A 16,632-nucleotide genomic window follows, 5' to 3' on the forward strand; every position below is an offset into this window, starting at 1 on the left:
ACTCGAGGAAAGGGGGCTTGGTGCACACAGCACACGTGGTATGAGCAAGCAGGACAACATCGAGGTTACGGGCACGGTGAGGGAGAGCCTTCCCAACGCCATGTTCAAGGTCGAACTGGACAACAAGCACAACGTACTTGCGTACACCGCGGGCAAGATGCGCAAGTTCTACATCAAGATTCTGCCCGGAGACCGGGTGACGCTCGAGCTGTCGCCCTATGACCTGAGCCGCGGCCGGATTACCTACCGGCATCGCAACTAAGGCACCTACCCACTGGCGCACGCACGGCCGATACCGGCGTGCCGCGTGCACCACCGGACACCGCACTAGGAGGCGGGCATACGCTCCATGATGTCGCGGCGCGCGGCTTGGGCGCGCCGCACCACGGCCTCCTCGTCGAGCAGGGTACAGCGGCGTTCGCGCATCAGCACCTTGCCGTCGGCCATCACCGTGTCCACGTCGGTGGCCTTGGCGCAATGCACCAACTGACTCACCAGGTCGTTGACGGGCTGGAAATGCGGCTTGTCCACGTCCACCAGGATCAGGTCCGCGCGCTTGCCCACCTCCACCGTGCCGCAGACCGACCCGAGGCCCAGCGCCTGGGCGCCGTCGGCCGTGCCCATGCGCAGAACCGTGTAGGGATCGATGACGCCGGCGTCCTGGTGTTTGACCTTCTGCAACAGTGACGCCGCCTTCATGGTCTCGAACAGGTCCTGGCCGTGGTTGCTCGCCGCGCCGTCCGTGCCCAGACCGACCCGGACGCCGGCCGCCAGCATCTCCACGACGGGCGCGATGCCGTCGCCCAGCATCATGTTGCTCACCGGGTTGTGCGACACGGCCGTGCGGGTTTCCGCCATGTGACGGATCTCGTCGCCGGACAGGTGAACGCTGTGGGCGAAGATCGCGTCCTCGCCGGGAATGCCGAAGTCCTTCAGGTGCTCGACCACGCCGGCGCGATCGAGCGTCCGGCGCGTCAGCTCCACCACGGAGGCCGATTCCGCCACATGGACGCTTATACCGATGGAATGGGCGTCGGCAAACCGCCGGATCTCCCGAAGGAGGTCGGGCGAGGCGTTGATGGGCGGGGTGTTGGGTCCCGTGCGGAAGGTCAACAGCCGATGTCCGTCGGGCGCGGCGCCGCCCTGACGCGCCATCAAGTCCTCGATACGCCCGAAGGCGGTCTCCGGGGTCTCCCTGGTGCAGTCCGGTACGATCTCCCCCGAATCCATGACCGTGCGCGCGAACACCCCGCGCAAACCCGACTCGGTGATGGCGTCCACCGTGGTCACGGCGCACTCCGGCCCGGGGTTCAGGAAGTTGTGCTCACAGACGGTGGTGACGCCGCCCTTGAGATTCTCAAGGCACCCCAGCAAGGCGCCCGCCGCCGCGTGCTCCGGGTTGAGCACGCGCGCCACGCCGTAGATGCGCTCAAGCCAGTCGAGGAACGGCATGTCCTCCCACACCGCCCGCAGCAGCACCTGGTAGAGATGCGTGTGGGCATTGACCAGCCCGGGCAGGAGCACCTTGCCGCGGCCGTCGATGCGCGTCTCCCCTTCCCTGGCCGGCGCTTCACCCTTGTCCACCGCGGCGATGATGCCGTCCACGGCGGTCACGTACCCGGTGTCGATGACCGCCCCGCGACCGGTCATGGGAAGGATCGTACAGTCCGTGATCGTGGTTGTTTCCATGGCTGCTCCAAAGCGAAGGGGCGGCGCATCCGCCGCCCCTTCGAGCTTGTAGTCTTGCCGGCCGGAGCGTTTCAGGAGTCCCGTGTCCGCCGTTCGTGCGCCTCGTTCACCTTGAGCACGCGCCCCTGAAGCTCGGTCCCGTTCAAGGCCTCCATGGCTGCCTCGGCCTCGGCGTCCGAGCCCATCTCCACGAACCCGAAACCGCGCGACCGGCCGCTGAAGCGGTCGGTGACGATCCTCGCCGAAGCCACCGTCCCGTGTGCTGCGAAGAGCTCCTGCAACTGCTCTTCGGTCACGGCGTAGGGCAGTCCGCTCACGTAAAGTCTATCACCCATGGCACACCCCCTCTTCGAGGTCCGAACACGGCGTTCGAACGTGACATCAGCGCGGCAAACGGCCCGATCTTATCTTCATGGACCCCGCAATGCAAACGAGGAGCCGACAACAAAGGCCCTGCGCATCCGGGTACACAATTGCGTGTGACGGGGCACTAATCCTGCGCCGCCGGACGCACCGCCGCGAGGACGTATTCCAACAGTGCCTCTGGCCGGTCCACGGACATCTCCATCCTGAGGGCCAGCAGGCGTCCGGTGGAAAAGGGAAACCGTGCCAACTTGACGTAGTCCTTCTCGGTCGTGACAATCTTCTCCGCCGGGTGGCGATTGATCTCGCGCCAGTCTCCCTCCGAGTACGCGTGGTGATCGGGATACTCCAGCGTGTCCACGATGATCGCCTCGCACTCACGGAGCATGGCATAGAACGGCGCCGGATCGGCGATGGCCGCCACCGCCAGGACCCGGGCGCCGGCGAGGGCGGCCAGCGTCCGCTCCTGGTGACCGGACTCGGTGCGTACCAGCACGGCGCGCGGCCGCCGGTCGACGAAGAAGACCCTGGAAGAGTCGAAACGGCGCTCCAGCCGGCTCCGCCAGTGTTCGTGCGCCCCGGTCACCAGGACGATGTCGGCGCGGCGCAACGCCCGGACCGGCTCCCGAAGCGGCCCCGCGGGCAGGAGCGAACCCTCGCAGCCGGAATCCACCAGGACGATGTCGAGGTCTCGCCCGAGGCGCCGGTGCTGGAAGCCGTCGTCAAGGACGAACAAATCCGCGTTGCGCGGGTCCCGACTCAACTCCAGGCCGACGCGGTAGCGATCCGCGCCCACAGCCACCCTCTGCCCGTATAGGGCGCTCATCATGGCCGGTTCGTCACCGTAAGCCAGAAGCGTGCCGGCGGCCTCGTCGAGCCGCCTCTCGGCATCTTCGGGGTCGATCACGGCCGCCGCGCCCGTGCCGCCGTAGCCGCGCGTCAGGATCATCGTCTTGAGCCCGCGCTCCCGCAGGGCATGGGACAGCCACAGGACCGTCGGGGTCTTGCCGGTGCCGCCCACCGTCAGGTTGCCCACGCTCACCACCGGGAGCGGGAGTTTCCGGGAACGCAGCACCCGGATCTCGTACAAGAAGTTCCGCAGCCCGATCACGATCCGGTAGACCAGGCTCCAGGGCCACAGGAGCGGCCACAGGATACGGGCGGCCACGCCCCGTCCTTGCCAGATGTCAAGGACTCGTCGTGCCGGCGCGCTAGCCAAGGGCACCTCGGGAGGCGGTGTGCGGGAGTTGCCGGCACACGAGTCTCATGCTCCGCGACAGCACGTCCTCGTCCACCGCCGCCGCCCGCGCGGCGGCACGACCCACCGCCGCGGCCCGGGCGGGGTCCTCCAGCAGACCGCCGATCTCCGCCTGGAGGTCCTCGGGGCCGCGCACCTCGACGCCGCCGCCGCCGTCCAGCAGCGCGCGCGCGACCGCGGCGACGTTGGCGTGATGAGGACCGAACAGCACCGGCTTGGCCCAATGCGCCGGTTCCAGGAGATTGTGCCCTCCGGCCGGGACCAGCGTTCCCCCCACGAACGCGACGTCCGCGCGGCCGTACACGCGCGGCAACTCGCCCAGGGTATCCAACAGCAGGACGCCTGCTTCCCCGGACGGGTCGCCCTTCGGTTCGGATCGCTTATGGTAACGCAACCCGCGTTGCCGCAGCAGGCGTTCCACCTCGGCGAACCGCTCGGGATGCCTCGGAGCAAGGATCAACGACAGGCCCGGGAAACGGCGGCGCAACCCGGGGAGGACATCCAGCAGCACCGCTTCCTCTCCCCTGTGGGTGCTGCCCGCCACCACCACGGGGCCCGCGCCGAAGCCCGACAGGTCCGCGGGCGGCCCCGGCGCCGGCACGTGCGGAGCGTGCTTCAGGGAGCCCGTCACCGTCACCCGGGCCGGATCCACGCCCAGATCCAGCAGGCGGGCGGCATTCTCGTCGTCCTGCATGCCGAAGGCGGACACTCGCTCCAGCACGGGCCGGAAGAGCCGTTGGAATCGCTTGAAGAGGGCCGCGCCACGCGGCGACAGGCGGCCGCTGAGCACCACCAGGGGTATGCGCAGCCGGTGCGCCGCGTGAATGAGGTTGGGCCAGATCTCCGTCTCCAGCACGATGATCACTTCCGGACGGAGCCGCCGAAGGCTGCCCGAGACCAGCCATGGCAAGTCCAGAGGCAGGTAGGTGACGGCGTCGACGTCGGGGAGGGTTTCCCATCCGGTCTGCCGGCCGGTGGCGGTGACCGTGGACAGCAGGAGCTTGCGTTCGGGCCAGCGCGCCTTGATGCACTGAAGCAGCGCGGCGGCCGAACGTACCTCGCCCACGGAGGCGGCATGGACCCAGATGGGGCGGGAACCCGCGAGCGAGTCGCGCAGCACCGGCGGATAGACGCCGAAGCGCTCGCGCAGGCCTCGGTAGGGGCGCCGCGGGAGGACGAACAGCAAAGGCCACGCCACAAGCGCAAGCAACAGGCCCGCGTGCCACACGGTATTGTAGAGGCTCAACACCCGTTCCGGCTCCGTCCGTCGCCACCGGGCCGCGTGGGAGGGGCGGCCGGCGTCAGTGCAGGTATTTCCTTTCCGTCGCGCTGTCTTCGACGGCCTGCAATTGATAGAGGCGGCTGTATTCCTTCCGCTGGGCCAGCAGATCCTTGTGAGTGCCCTCCTCCACGACGCTGCCCTTGGCGAGGACCACGATGCGCGTGGCGTTGCGAATCGTGGACAAGCGGTGGGCGATCACGAGGCTGGTGCGGTTCTCCATAAGCGCGTCGAGAGCATCCTGCACGAGCCGCTCCGACTCGGAGTCGAGGGCGGAAGTGGCTTCGTCGAGGATAAGGATCGGCGCGTTCTTGAGCACGGCGCGGGCGATGGCGATGCGCTGCCGTTGTCCCCCGGACAGCTTCATGCCCAACTCTCCGATGACGGTATCGTATCCTTCGGGCAACTCCATGATGAAGTCGTGGGCATGAGCCGCCCTGGCGGCGCGGATGACGTCGTCCATGCCCTTGGAGGGATCGCCGTAGGAGATGTTGTTCCTGACGCTGTCATTGAAGAGGAAGGTGTGCTGGGTGACGATGGCGATCTGGCGCCGGAGCGACGCGACGGTGAGCTTGCGGATGTCCGTCCCGTCAAGGGTGATGCCGCCCGATGTGACGTCGTAGAAACGCGGCAGCAAGGCAGAGAGCGTCGTCTTGCCCGCGCCGCTCGTACCCACCAGGGCCACCGTCTCACCGCGCCGCACCTCCAGGTCGATGTCCTTGAGGACAGGCTCCCCCGCATACCCGAAGGTCACTTTCCGAAACGAGACACGATCGGAAAACCGTTCGGCGGGAACGGCGTCCGGGTCGTCGGCGATGTCCAGCGGCGCGTCCAGCACGTCGAAGATCCGCTCGCCCCCGGCGATGCCCTGATAGATCTCCGGCAGCGTGCGGCTCAGGTGCTTGAAGGGTTCGTAGGCCAGCAGCATGGCGGTGATGAAGGCGAAGAACTCGCCCGCGGTGCGCCCGCCGGCCATGACCGAGCTGCCCCCGTACCAGAGCACGCCGGCGATGCCGAGAGACGCCAGCACCTCCATCGCCGAGGGAATGATGGCGCGGGCGCGGCTCGCCTTCATGCTGTGGCGCAGGACCTCTCGATTCTCGCGGTTGAAGCGGTCCAGCTCGTACTGCTCCATGCCGAAAGCCTTCACGATGGGGCTCCCCTGCAGGCTCTCCTGAAGGATCGCGGCAAGGGTGCCGGTGCTGGCCTGGCTTCGCCGGGTGGCCGTACGGACGCGACCCGTGAGCCGCCGCACCGGAAGGACGGCCCCGGGGAAGGCCACGAAGGCGATGGACGCCAGCACCCAGTCCATGTAGAAGGCCACCAGCGTCAACGCCGTCACCGAGGTCGTATTGCGCGCCAGCGAGGCGACAGAGCTGGTAAGCGCGACCCGCACCAGGCTCACGTCGCTGGTGACCCGGGACAGCAGCGTGCCGGAGGGATTCCGATGGATGTAGGCCAGCGAAAGCCACTGGAGCTTCTCGCACAGGGCCGAGCGCAGGTCGCGAATGATCCGATGGCCGACGTAGTCCATCAGATAGATCTGGCCGAAGTTGGACGCCGCGCGAACCGCGAAGACCAGGACCACCATGAGCGGGACGTAGAGCAGCATCCCGGGATCCTTGTCCACGAAAACCCGGTCCACCATGTCCCGCACGACGAAGGGAAGCGCGGCGGTGGAGGCACTGAAGAGCAGCATGCACACGACCGCCCCCGAAAAGTGCGGCCACACGTAGGGTCTCAGATATGAGAGCAAACGCCGGTAGGGCGTCATGACGGCGCTCCCGTGCCGGCGCGTGCCAGCAACCGCATCGCCATGTCCGCGACCCGTCCGGGAGCGCCCGGAGGACCCAGGCGCCGGCGCACCGCCTCGAGTTTCGCCACCACCGCCCGGTGGACCTCCGGCCGGAGCAGACGCCGGGTCTCGGCCAGTATCCCCTCGGCCGTGACCTCGCTCTGGATCAACTCGGGCACCACCCGTTCGCCGGCGATGATGTTCACCATGCCGATATGCTCCACCCGAATGAGCAGACGCCCCAGCCAATAGCTCAGGGGCGACAAACGATAGGTGATGACCATGGGCTTCTTGAGCAGACCCGCCTCCAGGGTCGCCGTCCCGGACGCCACCCACACGAGGTCCGCCGCCGCCAACACGTTGTAGGCGTCGCCGTCGGCGATGCGCACGGTGAAGGGGGCTTCCGCCACGGCCCGCTCCAACTCGCCGGGCTCGATGGTGCTGGCCCGTATCACAACGAACTGGACCTCGCGCTCGCGCGCCAGACCCCGCGCCGCGTCCAGCATGGGACCCATGAGCGAGGCCACTTCCTTCTCCCGGCTGCCGGGCATGATCGCCACGGTGAGCTTCGCGGCTTCCAGCCCCAGCCCTTGAAGGCTGGCGTCGCGCTCCCGGCTCGGGTTGACGACGTCCACGAGGGGGTGTCCGACGAAGTTGACGGTCGGCACGCCCGAGGACTTGTACAGCTCGGCCTCGAACGGGAACACCACGGCCATGGCGTCGACGCAAGCGGCGAGCTGGCGGATGCGGTAGCGGCGCCAGGCCCACACCTGCGGGCTGATGTAGTAGAGCACGGTGATGCCGTGGCGCCGCGCAAGGCGCGCCAACCGCATGTTGAACTCCGGGAAGTCGATGAGAATAAGCAGGGCCGGGCGCGTGCTCAGCAACAGGCGCCGCAAGAGCCGGTAGGCCAGCCAAACGTGGCGCAAGCTGCCCACCACCTCCCAAAACCCCACGCCCGACACCTTGGCGAAGTCGTGCACCACCTTCATGCCCGCCTGGCGCAGGCCTGCGCCGCCCATGCCGAAAACCTCCACCGTCGGGTCGCGCCGCCTCAGGATCCGCACCAGCTCGGCCCCGCGGGCGTCGCCCGAGGCTTCCCCGCACACCAGCATCACCTCGGCCGCCCGCTTCCCCGGGGATGCGTGATTCGTCATCACAAGCGCTCGCTTATGGCAGAGGCGATGCGCAGGGCGTGCAGCCCGTCCTCTCCGCTCACCACCGGGTCCCTGCGGGCAGCCACCGATTCCAGAAACGACTCGATCTGGTCCCGGAGGGCATCGCCGCCCTCGGTCACGATGGTTTCGCCCGAGATGCCGTCCCAGCCCCGGCTCCGGTCCTCCATGCGGTACACCTGCGCCTTCTTGGCGTCATAGTCCAGCGAGATGTAGGCGTCGTGCTGAAAGAAGCGAATCTTGCGCTCGCGCTTCACCGACACCCGGCTCGCCGTGACGTTGGCGACGCATCCGTCCTCGAAACGAATGCGCGCGTTGGCGATGTCGGGCTTGTCCGTAAGCACGGTGACGCCGGTGGCGTCGATTTGAGCCACGGGCGCGTGCACCAGGCTGGAGATCACGTCGATGTCGTGAATCATCAGGTCCAGCACCACGTCGACGTCCGTGCCCCGGGCAATGAACGGCGCCAAGCGGTGGCACTCCACGAACCTGGGCGCCGATATCACCGAGGAGAGTGCGCGCACCACCGGATTGAAGCGCTCCAGATGTCCCACCTGAAGGATGCGGCCGTGGCGGCGCGCGGTCTTCACCAACTCGCAACCGTCGGCCACCGTCGAGGTGATGGGCTTTTCCACGAGCACATCGACTCCCGCCTCCAGGCAAGCGCGAGCGACCCGGTAGTGTTGCTGCGTCGGCACCGCGATGCTCACGCAACGCACGCGCTCGAGGACTCGGCGGAAATCGGTGACCGCGGGCACGCGGTAGCGTGCGCCGGCCTCTTGCGCGCGCCGTTCGTCGACGTCGGCCACGGCCACAAGCTCGGCGGAGGGCAAAGCCGCGTACTTGGCCGCATGGAGGCTGCCGGCGTAGCCCACGCCGATCACACCCACCGCGATGGGGGCCTGCCTGCTCATTCCGGCTCCGAGGCCACCGCGACCACGGCGATGCCCGCATCGTCGGCGGCCGCCAGCAGCTCCTCCCTGTCCAGCAGAATCGACCGCTCACACTCCACCGCGAGCACGCCGCCCCCTGCTTCCCGCAGGACCTCGATGGTCCCCGGGCCGATGGCAGGCACGTCGAAGCGCAGGTCCTGGTCCGGCTTGCTCATCTTCACCACCACGATGGAACCCTCCACGATCTCGCCGCCGCGGCGGATGGCGGCGTCCGTACCCTCGACGGCTTCCACGGCCAGAACGACCCCCTCCTTCAGCACCAGGGTCTGACCGATGCCCATGCGCCCGAGCGTCTTCACCATGGGGATTCCCAGACGCACGTCCCGCCATTGCAGCGCGCTCGGCTCGGTGCGGGTCAATACGCCAGGCGTACCGGGAACGATGCGTTCGAGGAAGACCGTTGAAGGGACCACCCGGATACCCTCGCCCTCGAGCTCTCCGGCAACCCCGCGCAAGAGGTGGTCGTCGTCCCGGCGCCGCATCCGCGCCAGCAACGCCAGCCCTCTGGGATCGGGCCTGAAGTTCGAGAACATGCGGACCTTGCGGATGCCGCCCGCCATGACCGCGTGACGAACGTGGGCCTTGTGGAAGGTTCGTATGATCCGCCCCAACTGCCCTACCCGGATCCAGGTGACCTCCGCCGCGAACTGCTCGATCTCCGGGTCCGTTTCCCCATGGTGCGCCACCGCGATGACGCGCACCCCGGCCTGTCGCGCGTTGCGCGCGAATATCAACGGGAACCGTCCGCTGCCGGCGATCAGCCCGACCCGGTCCGCCGGCATTTCCGCCATCCGGCTCAGCGGCAGATCCCCCGCCTGGAGCTTTCCACGAAGTCGATCATCTGCTCCACTTCCCGGGTTCGCGGCACCTCCGCGCGCACCCGCGCCAGCGCCTCCGGAACCCGCAACCCGGACCGGAAGAGGATGCGGTACGTGCGCCGCAGTGCCGCCACGCGGCTCTGGTCGAAACCCTGCCGCCGCAGCCCCTCGACGTTCAGACCGCGCAGCTTCACACGGTCCCCGGTGGCGTTGCAGTACGGCGGCACGTCCTTGGAGACCATCGAGCCCGCGCCGACGATGGCCCCGCTGCCGATGGCGACGAACTGGTGAACGCCCACCAGGGCGCCGATGACCGTCCGGTTTCCGACCCGCACGTGGCCTCCGAGCATGGCCCCGTTGGCGACGATGTTGTCGTCGCCGACGATGCAGTCATGGGCGATGTGGCATTGCATCATCAAGAGGTTCCGTTGCCCCACCCGGGTGAGCATTCCGCCGCCGCGGGTCCCGGGGTTCAAGGAAACGAATTCGCGGATGGCGTTGCCGTCACCGACGACCAAGCGGCTGTCCTCGCCCTGGTACTTGAGGTCCTGCGGAACGGAACCCACGGTGGCGAACGGGTGGATGACGTTGTCCCGGCCGAGGGCCGTGTTCCCTTCCACCACCACGTGAGACTTGATGCGCGTGCCCCTGCCGACGCTCACCCCCGAGCCGACGACCGTGTACGGCCCGATCTCGACGTCGTCGTCGAGCTCCGCGCCCGCATGCACCACAGCGGTGGGATGCACCCGGACCATGCTCCTCCCCTCAGCGCCGCGCGCAGGTCACACGGGCATCTCCATGGCGGACAATTCCGCCTCCGCCACGCGCTTTCCGTCCACCGTCGCATGCGCGCCAAGGCGCCAATAGTGCTTGCGCCGCCGCAGGATTTCCAACTCGATACGCAACTGATCGCCCGGCTCCACCGGGTGCTTGAACTTCACCCGGTCGAGGCCGGTGAGGACGAAGACCTTGTCCGACAACTGGTCGCTGCAACGCGCGAAGATGGCGCCCACCTGCGCCATGGCTTCGCAGATCAGCACGCCCGGCATGATGGGCTTGTCGGGAAAGTGGCCCTGGAAGAAGCTCTCGTTGATGCTGACGTTCTTGATGCCCACGATACGCCGGTCGGGCTCGAGCTCCACGATTCGATCCACCAGAAGGAACGGATAACGATGCGGGATCAGCTTGCGTATCTCGGTTACGTCGATCATTTCGCTACGGGACCTCCTTGTCCTCCGTAGAGGCCGTCAAACGCAAGGCTCGCTCGATCTCGGCGACCCGACGCCAAAGCGAGGGCAGCTTCGGCAGGAGCCGGATCACCCTGAGCCACTCCTTGTGCGGCGCGGCCGTGATCAGCCCGGAGAGCATGGAACCGGGCGGCACCGATTGCACAATGGTGCTCCTGGGTCCGATCACCGACCGGGAGCCGATCTCCACGTGGTCGCTCACGCCTACCCGTCCGGCGAGCACCACGTCGTCGCCCACCACCGCGCTGCCCGCGATGCCTGTCTGGGCGACGATCAGACAGCGTTCGCCGATCACCACATTGTGCCCTATCTGCACGAGATTATCGATCTTCGTGTCCGCGCCGATGCGAGTGCTGCCGATGGTCGCCCGATCGATGGTGGTGTTGGCGCCGATCTCCACGTTGTCGCCGATCTCCACGATCCCGGCCTGCGGCACCTTGAGGCGCCGTGGACCGTGGCCCACGTAGCCGAAGCCGTCGCTGCCGATGACCACGCCCGCGTGAACAATGACGCCGTCGCCGATCCGGCAGCCCGCCGCCACCGTCACGTTGGGATGCAACACGCAACCACGGCCGAGCCGCGTCCCCGCTCCGACGGACACACCCGGCATGAGAACGGTCCCCTCTCCAACCCGGGCGTCCTTGCCCACGTGGCAGTGAGGATAGAGGCTGGCGCTCGGTTCAACGACAGCGGATGGATCGACCGCGGCCAAGGGGCTGACGCCCGCCGCGTGCACGGCCGGGGGATTGAACAAGGCGTGAATCCGCGCGAATGCCCGGTGGGGATCCTCGACGCGAAGAAGGTTGAGCGAGGTGTCCGTGCGCAGGTCATGGGCCACGATGACCGCGCCGGCCTTGCAGGCGGCCATATGGCGCCGGTAGCGTGGGTGGGTCAGGAAAGTGATGTCCCCCGGGCCGGCATCCTCGATGGAGGACACCCTCTCGATGGTCACGTCCGCGTCACCGACCACCCGTCCGCCGACGAACTCGGCGAGGTCCGCGAGCGATTTGCCTGAGGTGGTCACCTGTCCTTGTCGGCCGTCTTCCGAAAGCGCTCGTTGTAAAGCTTGATCACGTCATCGGTGACGTCGGTTCCCTTGTCCGTGTAGAGAAGCTGGCCCCGTTCGAGAATCATGGTGAACTTCCCGGTCTTGCCCAGTTCCGCGATGATCTTTTGCAGTTCCTTCAGGATCCCGTCGGTGACCTCGCGTTCCCTGAGGGCCAGTTCCTCCTGCATGTCGCGCTTGTCGCGTTCGTAGTCGCGCACGCGGCGCTGGAAGCGGAGCTGCGCCTTGGCCCTCTCGCTTTCCTTCATCAGGACGCCCTGCTTCTGCAAGTCCCGCTGCTCCTTCTCGATGGCCTGTTGCTCCTTCCGCAATGCGTCCTGCTTGTCCTTGACCGAGGCCCGAAACTGCGCGCGCGCACTCTTGCCGCGCTCGGACAAGCTGATGGCCCTCTGAAGATTGACGAACCCGACCTTGAGTTCCTGGCCCCACGCGGGGGTCAGCAGCAGCGTCGACAAGAGAACCAGGCAGACTCGGGTCACCGTAACCTCCAGAAAGACTAAAGCTCAAAAATGCGGCTCGGCCCACCGGCGCCGTCAAAAACCGCCGAGCGCTCCAAACGCGAATCCGAGAAGCTCCTTGCGATCGGTCGGCTCCGCGTTCACCGGGAAGGCCCAACTCAGTCTAACCGGACCGATGGGCGACTGCCACCGCATCGCCAACCCCACCGAGCGCCTCAAGTCCTCGATACGGATATTCTCGGAGGGGCCGAACGCCTGCCCCTGGTCGAAAAAGAGAGAGCCCCGGAATCCCCATTGATTCGCGATCGGAAAGTGCAACTCGGTCTTGAGGATGAGCAGCTTGTTGCCGCCCACGACTTCGGCGTCACAATCGGACGTGTCGGGCGTGTCGGGCGTGTCCCTGGGGCATTCTCGCGGGCCCAGGGTACGATACTCGTAACCGCGCACCGAATTGATGCCACCCGCGAAGTAGCGTTCGAACAGCGGCAGTTCCCGTTCCGTCCAGGAGTCTCCGTAGCCGATCCGGCCTCCGAGCAGCAAGGCGAAGCTCTTGCCCCAGTCGAAATTCGCGAGAATGGGATAGTACCAGCCGACGGACAAATCGCTGCGGACGAAGCGGTTATCTCCCCCAAGTCCGGCCAGCTTGATGGACAGCGAGGAGCGCGTCCCCGCGGTGGGGGAGAAGAAGTGATTGCGGGTGTCGTAGGAAAGCCTCGGGGTGACCGCACTCGTGGTGGATTCGCCCTCCTCGATGCTCCGCGGCGCGTCCTCCCCCACGTCCGTGACCTTGGAACGGAAGAACGTGTAGCCTATCCCACCGTGCAGGTGGTCCAGAACGGAGAATCCGGGCTCCACGTCCGGGTCATCGCCCCGCCAGACGTCCGCGCGACGCCCGAAGTACGGCAGACGGACGTAGCGCAAGGGAGTGCTGACCCGGGTGGCGAAACCCGTGCGCTGATTGGTCCAGGTGGCGTATTCGGCGGTCGTGTGAAAAACGTCGAAACCGAGATCCGTTCGGGTGTCGAAAATGCGCGGTTCCACGTAACCCAGGACGATGTCCTGGTCGGTGCTGCTCAACGTGAGGTCCGCGGACACTCGCCGTCCGGTGCCGAAGAGGTTGCGTTCCTCCAGGGAGGTGCGGAAGGAGAACCCGCTGGCGGTGCTGTAGCCCGCGCCCACGCTGAAGGCACCGGTGGGCGCTTCCTCCACTTTCACCAGCAGGTTGATCCGGTCATCCCGCTCGGCCTTCTCCGTGGACACGGTGACGTCCTTGAAGAAACCCGTGCGCAACAGGGAGTTGCGGCTCTCCCTGACCCTCGCGGAGGAGAACCGTGTCTCTTCCGCCACTTCGAGCTCCCGCCGGATCACCTTGTCCCGGGTCTTGACGTTGCCCGCGATTCTCACCTCGTCGAAGTAGACCAGCGGCCCCTGCTTGACAAGGTAGGTCACGTTCACCAGCCGCTCCTCGACGTTGAAACGTGTCTGGGGAGTCACCTCAACGAACGCGTAGCCGCGGTCCGCGTAGCGTTCCTGCAGTGCGGTGACGTCGTTGAGCAGGCGGCTCCGGCGGAACACCTGCCCCGAAGTGAGGCTGACCCGTTCCAGGAGCCGTTCCGGCGTCCGGCCGATGTCCCCGCCGACCCTCACCTCTCCGACGCGGTAGCGCTCGCCCTCCTGGATGCGGATCACGACATCCAGACCTTCGCCCCGGGGCAGGACGATGGGCTCGTCGACCTTGTGGTCCACGAACCCGTGGTCGTAGTACAAGGCCGACAACTGCGTGGTGTCGTTGGTAAGGACGTCCGGATCCAGGCGGCCGCGGCTGGTGAAGGGGATGAACCACCGCTCCTTCGTATCCATGACATCCTTCAATTCGTCGTCGGAGAAGGCCCGGTTGCCCTCGAGAGTGATCTTGTGGATCAGCAACGTCTCGCCCTCGACGATGGTCAGGGTCACGGTGGTCTGATTGTTCTCGGCCGGGGTCAGCCGGTAGTCGACACGGGTATTGACGTGGCCGGCTTCGCCATAGAGGCGCAGCACCCGCTGCAGTCCTTCCTGCAAACGCGCGTTGTCCAGGGCCGTGCGTAGCTGGACGCCCAGGGCGGCTTCGATGTCGTCCGTGGACACCTGGTCGTTGCCCACGATCCGGACCTCCCTCACGTACGGGCGTTCCCTGACCGTGTAGGTCAGAACGCCGGCGGCGGAGAAGTCGGCGCTCACGTCGTCGAAAAGACCCATGCGGTAGATGGCCTTGACGTCCCGGTTCACCATCTCGGCGTCGAACGGTTGCCCCGGCTGGGTCTCGATGCTCAGCCGGATGGCGTCCTCCTCCACCCTCAGGTTGCCCGCGACGCGGACCTCGCTGACCTGGGACTGGGCGACGGCCAGCCCATGCCAACCGGCAATACAACACATCCCGGCCACAAGGACCGTGGCGATTCTTCCCCCAATTGTAATTCGCATGAGTCAATACGCCGAAAAAGGCATGTATCGTGCAATGTCCTGCTAGCAAGTTCACCGGCCGTTGTAAAGCAATTCCGAAGGGCCGTAAACACCTGGAGGCCCTGGCGCGGCGCCGCGCACGAGGCTCCGGCGATCATTCCGAGAGCTCGAACAGGCGCCCCTCGCGCAGTTCGAGCCGCCGGTTCATGCGTCCCGCGAGATGACGGTTGTGGGTCGTGACGATCAAGCCCAGACCGCGCTCTTCGTTGAGACCGCACAGCAAATCCTCTATCTCGCCCGCGGTCCCGGGATCCAGGTTGCCCGTGGGCTCGTCGGCGAGCATGAGCTGCGGTCCAAGGATCAGCGCGCGCGCAATCGCCACCCGCTGCTGCTCCCCGCCGGACAACTCCCCGGGCCGGTGCGTCAGCCGGTGAGCCAGGCCCACCGCGTCCAGCAACTCCAGGGCGGAGGCGCGCGCGCGGGGCCGGTCCCAGCGCGCGATCAGGGCCGGCATCATGACGTTCTCCAGGGCGTTGAAGTCGGGGAGCAGGTGATGAAGCTGGAAGACGAAGCCGATGACGCGGTTGCGCAGGGCGGAGATCTCGTCGTCGCTCCAGCCGGTGACGTCCCGTCCCTCGTAGCGCAGCGTGCCCCGATCGGCTTGGTCGAGGGTGCCGATGATGTACAGCAACGTGCTCTTGCCCACGCCGGACTCGCCGATGATGGCGAGCCGCTCGCCTTGTTCCAGCGCCAGGTCGAGGTCCGCGAGCACGTCCACGCGCCGGTCGCCGCTGGTGTAGGACTTGACGAGTCCGCGTATTTCGATCAGCGCCGCCATGGCCGACTACTCGTAACGGATCACGTCCACGGGATGAAGCCGCGCCGCCTGCCGCGCCGGGTAGATGCTGGCGAGACAGCAAATGACAAGGGAGGCCAGCGCCACCAGGGCGAAATAGAGCGGCGAGATGCTCACCGGCACCGTGGAGACCACGAAGACGTCCTCGGGCAGATCGATGAACTGGTAGCGTTCGATGAGCCGCGCGAGCACGTAGCCGACCACCACGCCCAGCACGGTGCCGGCGGCGCCGATGATCCAACCCTTCAACAGAAAGATCCAGCGGATGCTGCCGCGGGAAGCCCCCATGGAGCGCAGCACCGCGATGTCCTTGCGCTTCTCCATCACCACCATGATGAGGGTCGAGACGATGTTGAAGGCGGCGATGAGCACCATCAGCAGGAGCACCAGGAAATACACCGTCTTCTCCAGGCGCAGCGCGGCGAACAGGTTGGGCCACAGGCGCGTCCAGTCCTCCACCCGGTAGCGTTCGCCGACATCCTCCTGGATGCCGGCGGCAATGGCCACGGCGTTGCCCACGTCGGTGACGGTGATCTCGATGCTGGTGGCCACCTTGCCCACGCCGAAGAAGTCCTGGGCCGCCGGGAGACCGAGGAACGCCAAACCGCTGTCATACTCGCGCATGCCCGAATCGAAGATGCCGGCCACGGCGAAGCGCCGGATGCGCGGGATGATGCCCACGGCGGTGGGACTGCCGATGGGCGACACCGCCTGCAGCGCGTCGCCCAAACCCACCCGGAGCTGTTCCGCGAGCCGGTCGCCGATGATGATGCCCGGGAGCCGCAGTTCCCGGCCGTCCACCGTCACCGGGGTGCGCGTCTTCAGACCGTCCAGGCGTCCCTCCCGCAGGTGTTCTTCAAGCTCCACGCTGGAACGGTCCGGATCGATGCCGCGAACGACCACACCCGAAACCCGGCTTCGGGAGGTGAGGATGATATGCCCGGTGAGCATGGGCGCGGCCGAGACCACGTCGTCGCGCTCGCCGACGCGTTGGGCGAGCTCGTCGTAGCCCCGCAGATAGCTGGCCGGCCGGACCAGGAGCACGTGAGCGTTGAGACCCAGGAGCCGGTCGCGCAGCACCTCTTCGAAGCCGGTCATCACCGCGATCACCACGTTGAGGGTGACCACCGCGATCATCACTCCGAGCACGGAAATGACGGTGAGCAGGGAGATGAACCGCTCGCTGCGCCGGGCCCGCAGATAACGCAGCCCTACGAACAACTCGTACGGCAT

Annotated in this window: 16 protein-coding genes; 1 reads left to right on the plus strand and 15 read right to left on the minus strand. The window is 66.9% G+C overall.

The annotated features are described in order from the left end of the window. Positions 1 to 40 precede the first annotated feature (40 nt). Positions 41 to 262 carry a translation initiation factor IF-1 gene (gene infA, locus OXF11_18985; protein MCY4489182.1) on the plus strand — a complete coding sequence of 74 codons (222 nt, stop codon included), beginning with the start codon at positions 41 to 43 and terminating at the stop codon, positions 260 to 262. 65 nt (positions 263 to 327) lie between these two features. Here infA and OXF11_18990 read toward each other — a convergent pair whose 3' ends face one another. The 15 genes from OXF11_18990 to OXF11_19060 form a co-directional block, all read right to left on the minus strand. After that, positions 328 to 1,689 carry an amidohydrolase gene (locus OXF11_18990; GenBank protein MCY4489183.1) on the minus strand — a complete coding sequence of 454 codons (1,362 nt, stop codon included), beginning with the start codon at positions 1,687 to 1,689 and terminating at the stop codon, positions 328 to 330. Positions 1,690 to 1,760: 71 nt separating this feature from the next. Continuing rightward, entirely contained in the window at positions 1,761 to 2,024 is a 264-nt protein-coding gene (locus OXF11_18995) for an RNA-binding protein (protein MCY4489184.1), read from the minus strand. Positions 2,025 to 2,179: 155 nt separating this feature from the next. Beyond that, positions 2,180 to 3,220 (minus strand): tetraacyldisaccharide 4'-kinase, encoded by a 1,041-nt coding sequence (gene lpxK, locus OXF11_19000; GenBank protein ID MCY4489185.1) that lies wholly within the window; start codon positions 3,218 to 3,220, stop codon positions 2,180 to 2,182. Between the two features lie 43 nt (positions 3,221 to 3,263). Continuing rightward, on the minus strand, positions 3,264 to 4,556 hold the full coding sequence (locus OXF11_19005; protein MCY4489186.1) for a 3-deoxy-D-manno-octulosonic acid transferase: 1,293 nt from the start codon (positions 4,554 to 4,556) through the stop codon (positions 3,264 to 3,266). A 55-nt stretch (positions 4,557 to 4,611) separates the two neighbouring features. After that, positions 4,612 to 6,288, minus strand: a complete 1,677-nt coding sequence (locus OXF11_19010) for an ABC transporter transmembrane domain-containing protein (GenBank protein ID MCY4489187.1) — start codon at positions 6,286 to 6,288, stop codon at positions 4,612 to 4,614. 71 nt (positions 6,289 to 6,359) lie between these two features. Further along, on the minus strand, positions 6,360 to 7,541 hold the full coding sequence (gene lpxB, locus OXF11_19015) for a lipid-A-disaccharide synthase (GenBank protein MCY4489188.1): 1,182 nt from the start codon (positions 7,539 to 7,541) through the stop codon (positions 6,360 to 6,362). Next, positions 7,541 to 8,473, minus strand: a complete 933-nt coding sequence (locus OXF11_19020; GenBank protein ID MCY4489189.1) for a Gfo/Idh/MocA family oxidoreductase — start codon at positions 8,471 to 8,473, stop codon at positions 7,541 to 7,543. The genes lpxB and OXF11_19020 overlap by 1 nt, the downstream gene beginning before the upstream one ends. Further along, positions 8,470 to 9,294 carry a UDP-2,3-diacylglucosamine diphosphatase LpxI gene (gene lpxI, locus OXF11_19025; protein ID MCY4489190.1) on the minus strand — a complete coding sequence of 275 codons (825 nt, stop codon included), beginning with the start codon at positions 9,292 to 9,294 and terminating at the stop codon, positions 8,470 to 8,472. The genes OXF11_19020 and lpxI overlap by 4 nt, the downstream gene beginning before the upstream one ends. Before the next feature lie 14 nt (positions 9,295 to 9,308). Then, positions 9,309 to 10,085: an acyl-ACP--UDP-N-acetylglucosamine O-acyltransferase gene (lpxA, locus tag OXF11_19030; protein ID MCY4489191.1), complete on the minus strand. Its 777-nt coding sequence runs from the start codon at positions 10,083 to 10,085 to the stop codon at positions 9,309 to 9,311. Positions 10,086 to 10,112: 27 nt separating this feature from the next. Further along, a complete protein-coding gene (gene fabZ, locus OXF11_19035; GenBank protein ID MCY4489192.1) occupies positions 10,113 to 10,541 on the minus strand; it encodes a 3-hydroxyacyl-ACP dehydratase FabZ in 429 nt (142 codons plus the stop codon). Between the two features lie 4 nt (positions 10,542 to 10,545). Further along, entirely contained in the window at positions 10,546 to 11,601 is a 1,056-nt protein-coding gene (gene lpxD / locus OXF11_19040) for a UDP-3-O-(3-hydroxymyristoyl)glucosamine N-acyltransferase (protein ID MCY4489193.1), read from the minus strand. Beyond that, positions 11,598 to 12,122 (minus strand): OmpH family outer membrane protein, encoded by a 525-nt coding sequence (locus tag OXF11_19045; GenBank protein ID MCY4489194.1) that lies wholly within the window; start codon positions 12,120 to 12,122, stop codon positions 11,598 to 11,600. Before OXF11_19045 ends, lpxD begins: the two co-directional genes overlap by 4 nt. A 54-nt stretch (positions 12,123 to 12,176) precedes the next feature. Further along, the gene (gene bamA, locus OXF11_19050) at positions 12,177 to 14,516 is read right to left on the minus strand and encodes an outer membrane protein assembly factor BamA (protein ID MCY4489195.1); all 2,340 of its coding nucleotides are present in this window, start codon (positions 14,514 to 14,516) and stop codon (positions 12,177 to 12,179) included. 181 nt (positions 14,517 to 14,697) lie between these two features. Then, positions 14,698 to 15,381, minus strand: coding sequence for an ABC transporter ATP-binding protein (locus OXF11_19055; GenBank protein MCY4489196.1), 684 nt, complete (start codon positions 15,379 to 15,381; stop codon positions 14,698 to 14,700). 6 nt (positions 15,382 to 15,387) lie between these two features. Beyond that, complete coding sequence (locus tag OXF11_19060) at positions 15,388 to 16,632, minus strand: FtsX-like permease family protein (protein ID MCY4489197.1); 1,245 nt, start codon at positions 16,630 to 16,632, stop codon at positions 15,388 to 15,390.

Source organism: Deltaproteobacteria bacterium (assembly GCA_026712905.1).
Taxonomy (GTDB): domain Bacteria; phylum Desulfobacterota; class Binatia; order UBA9968; family JAJDTQ01; genus JAJDTQ01.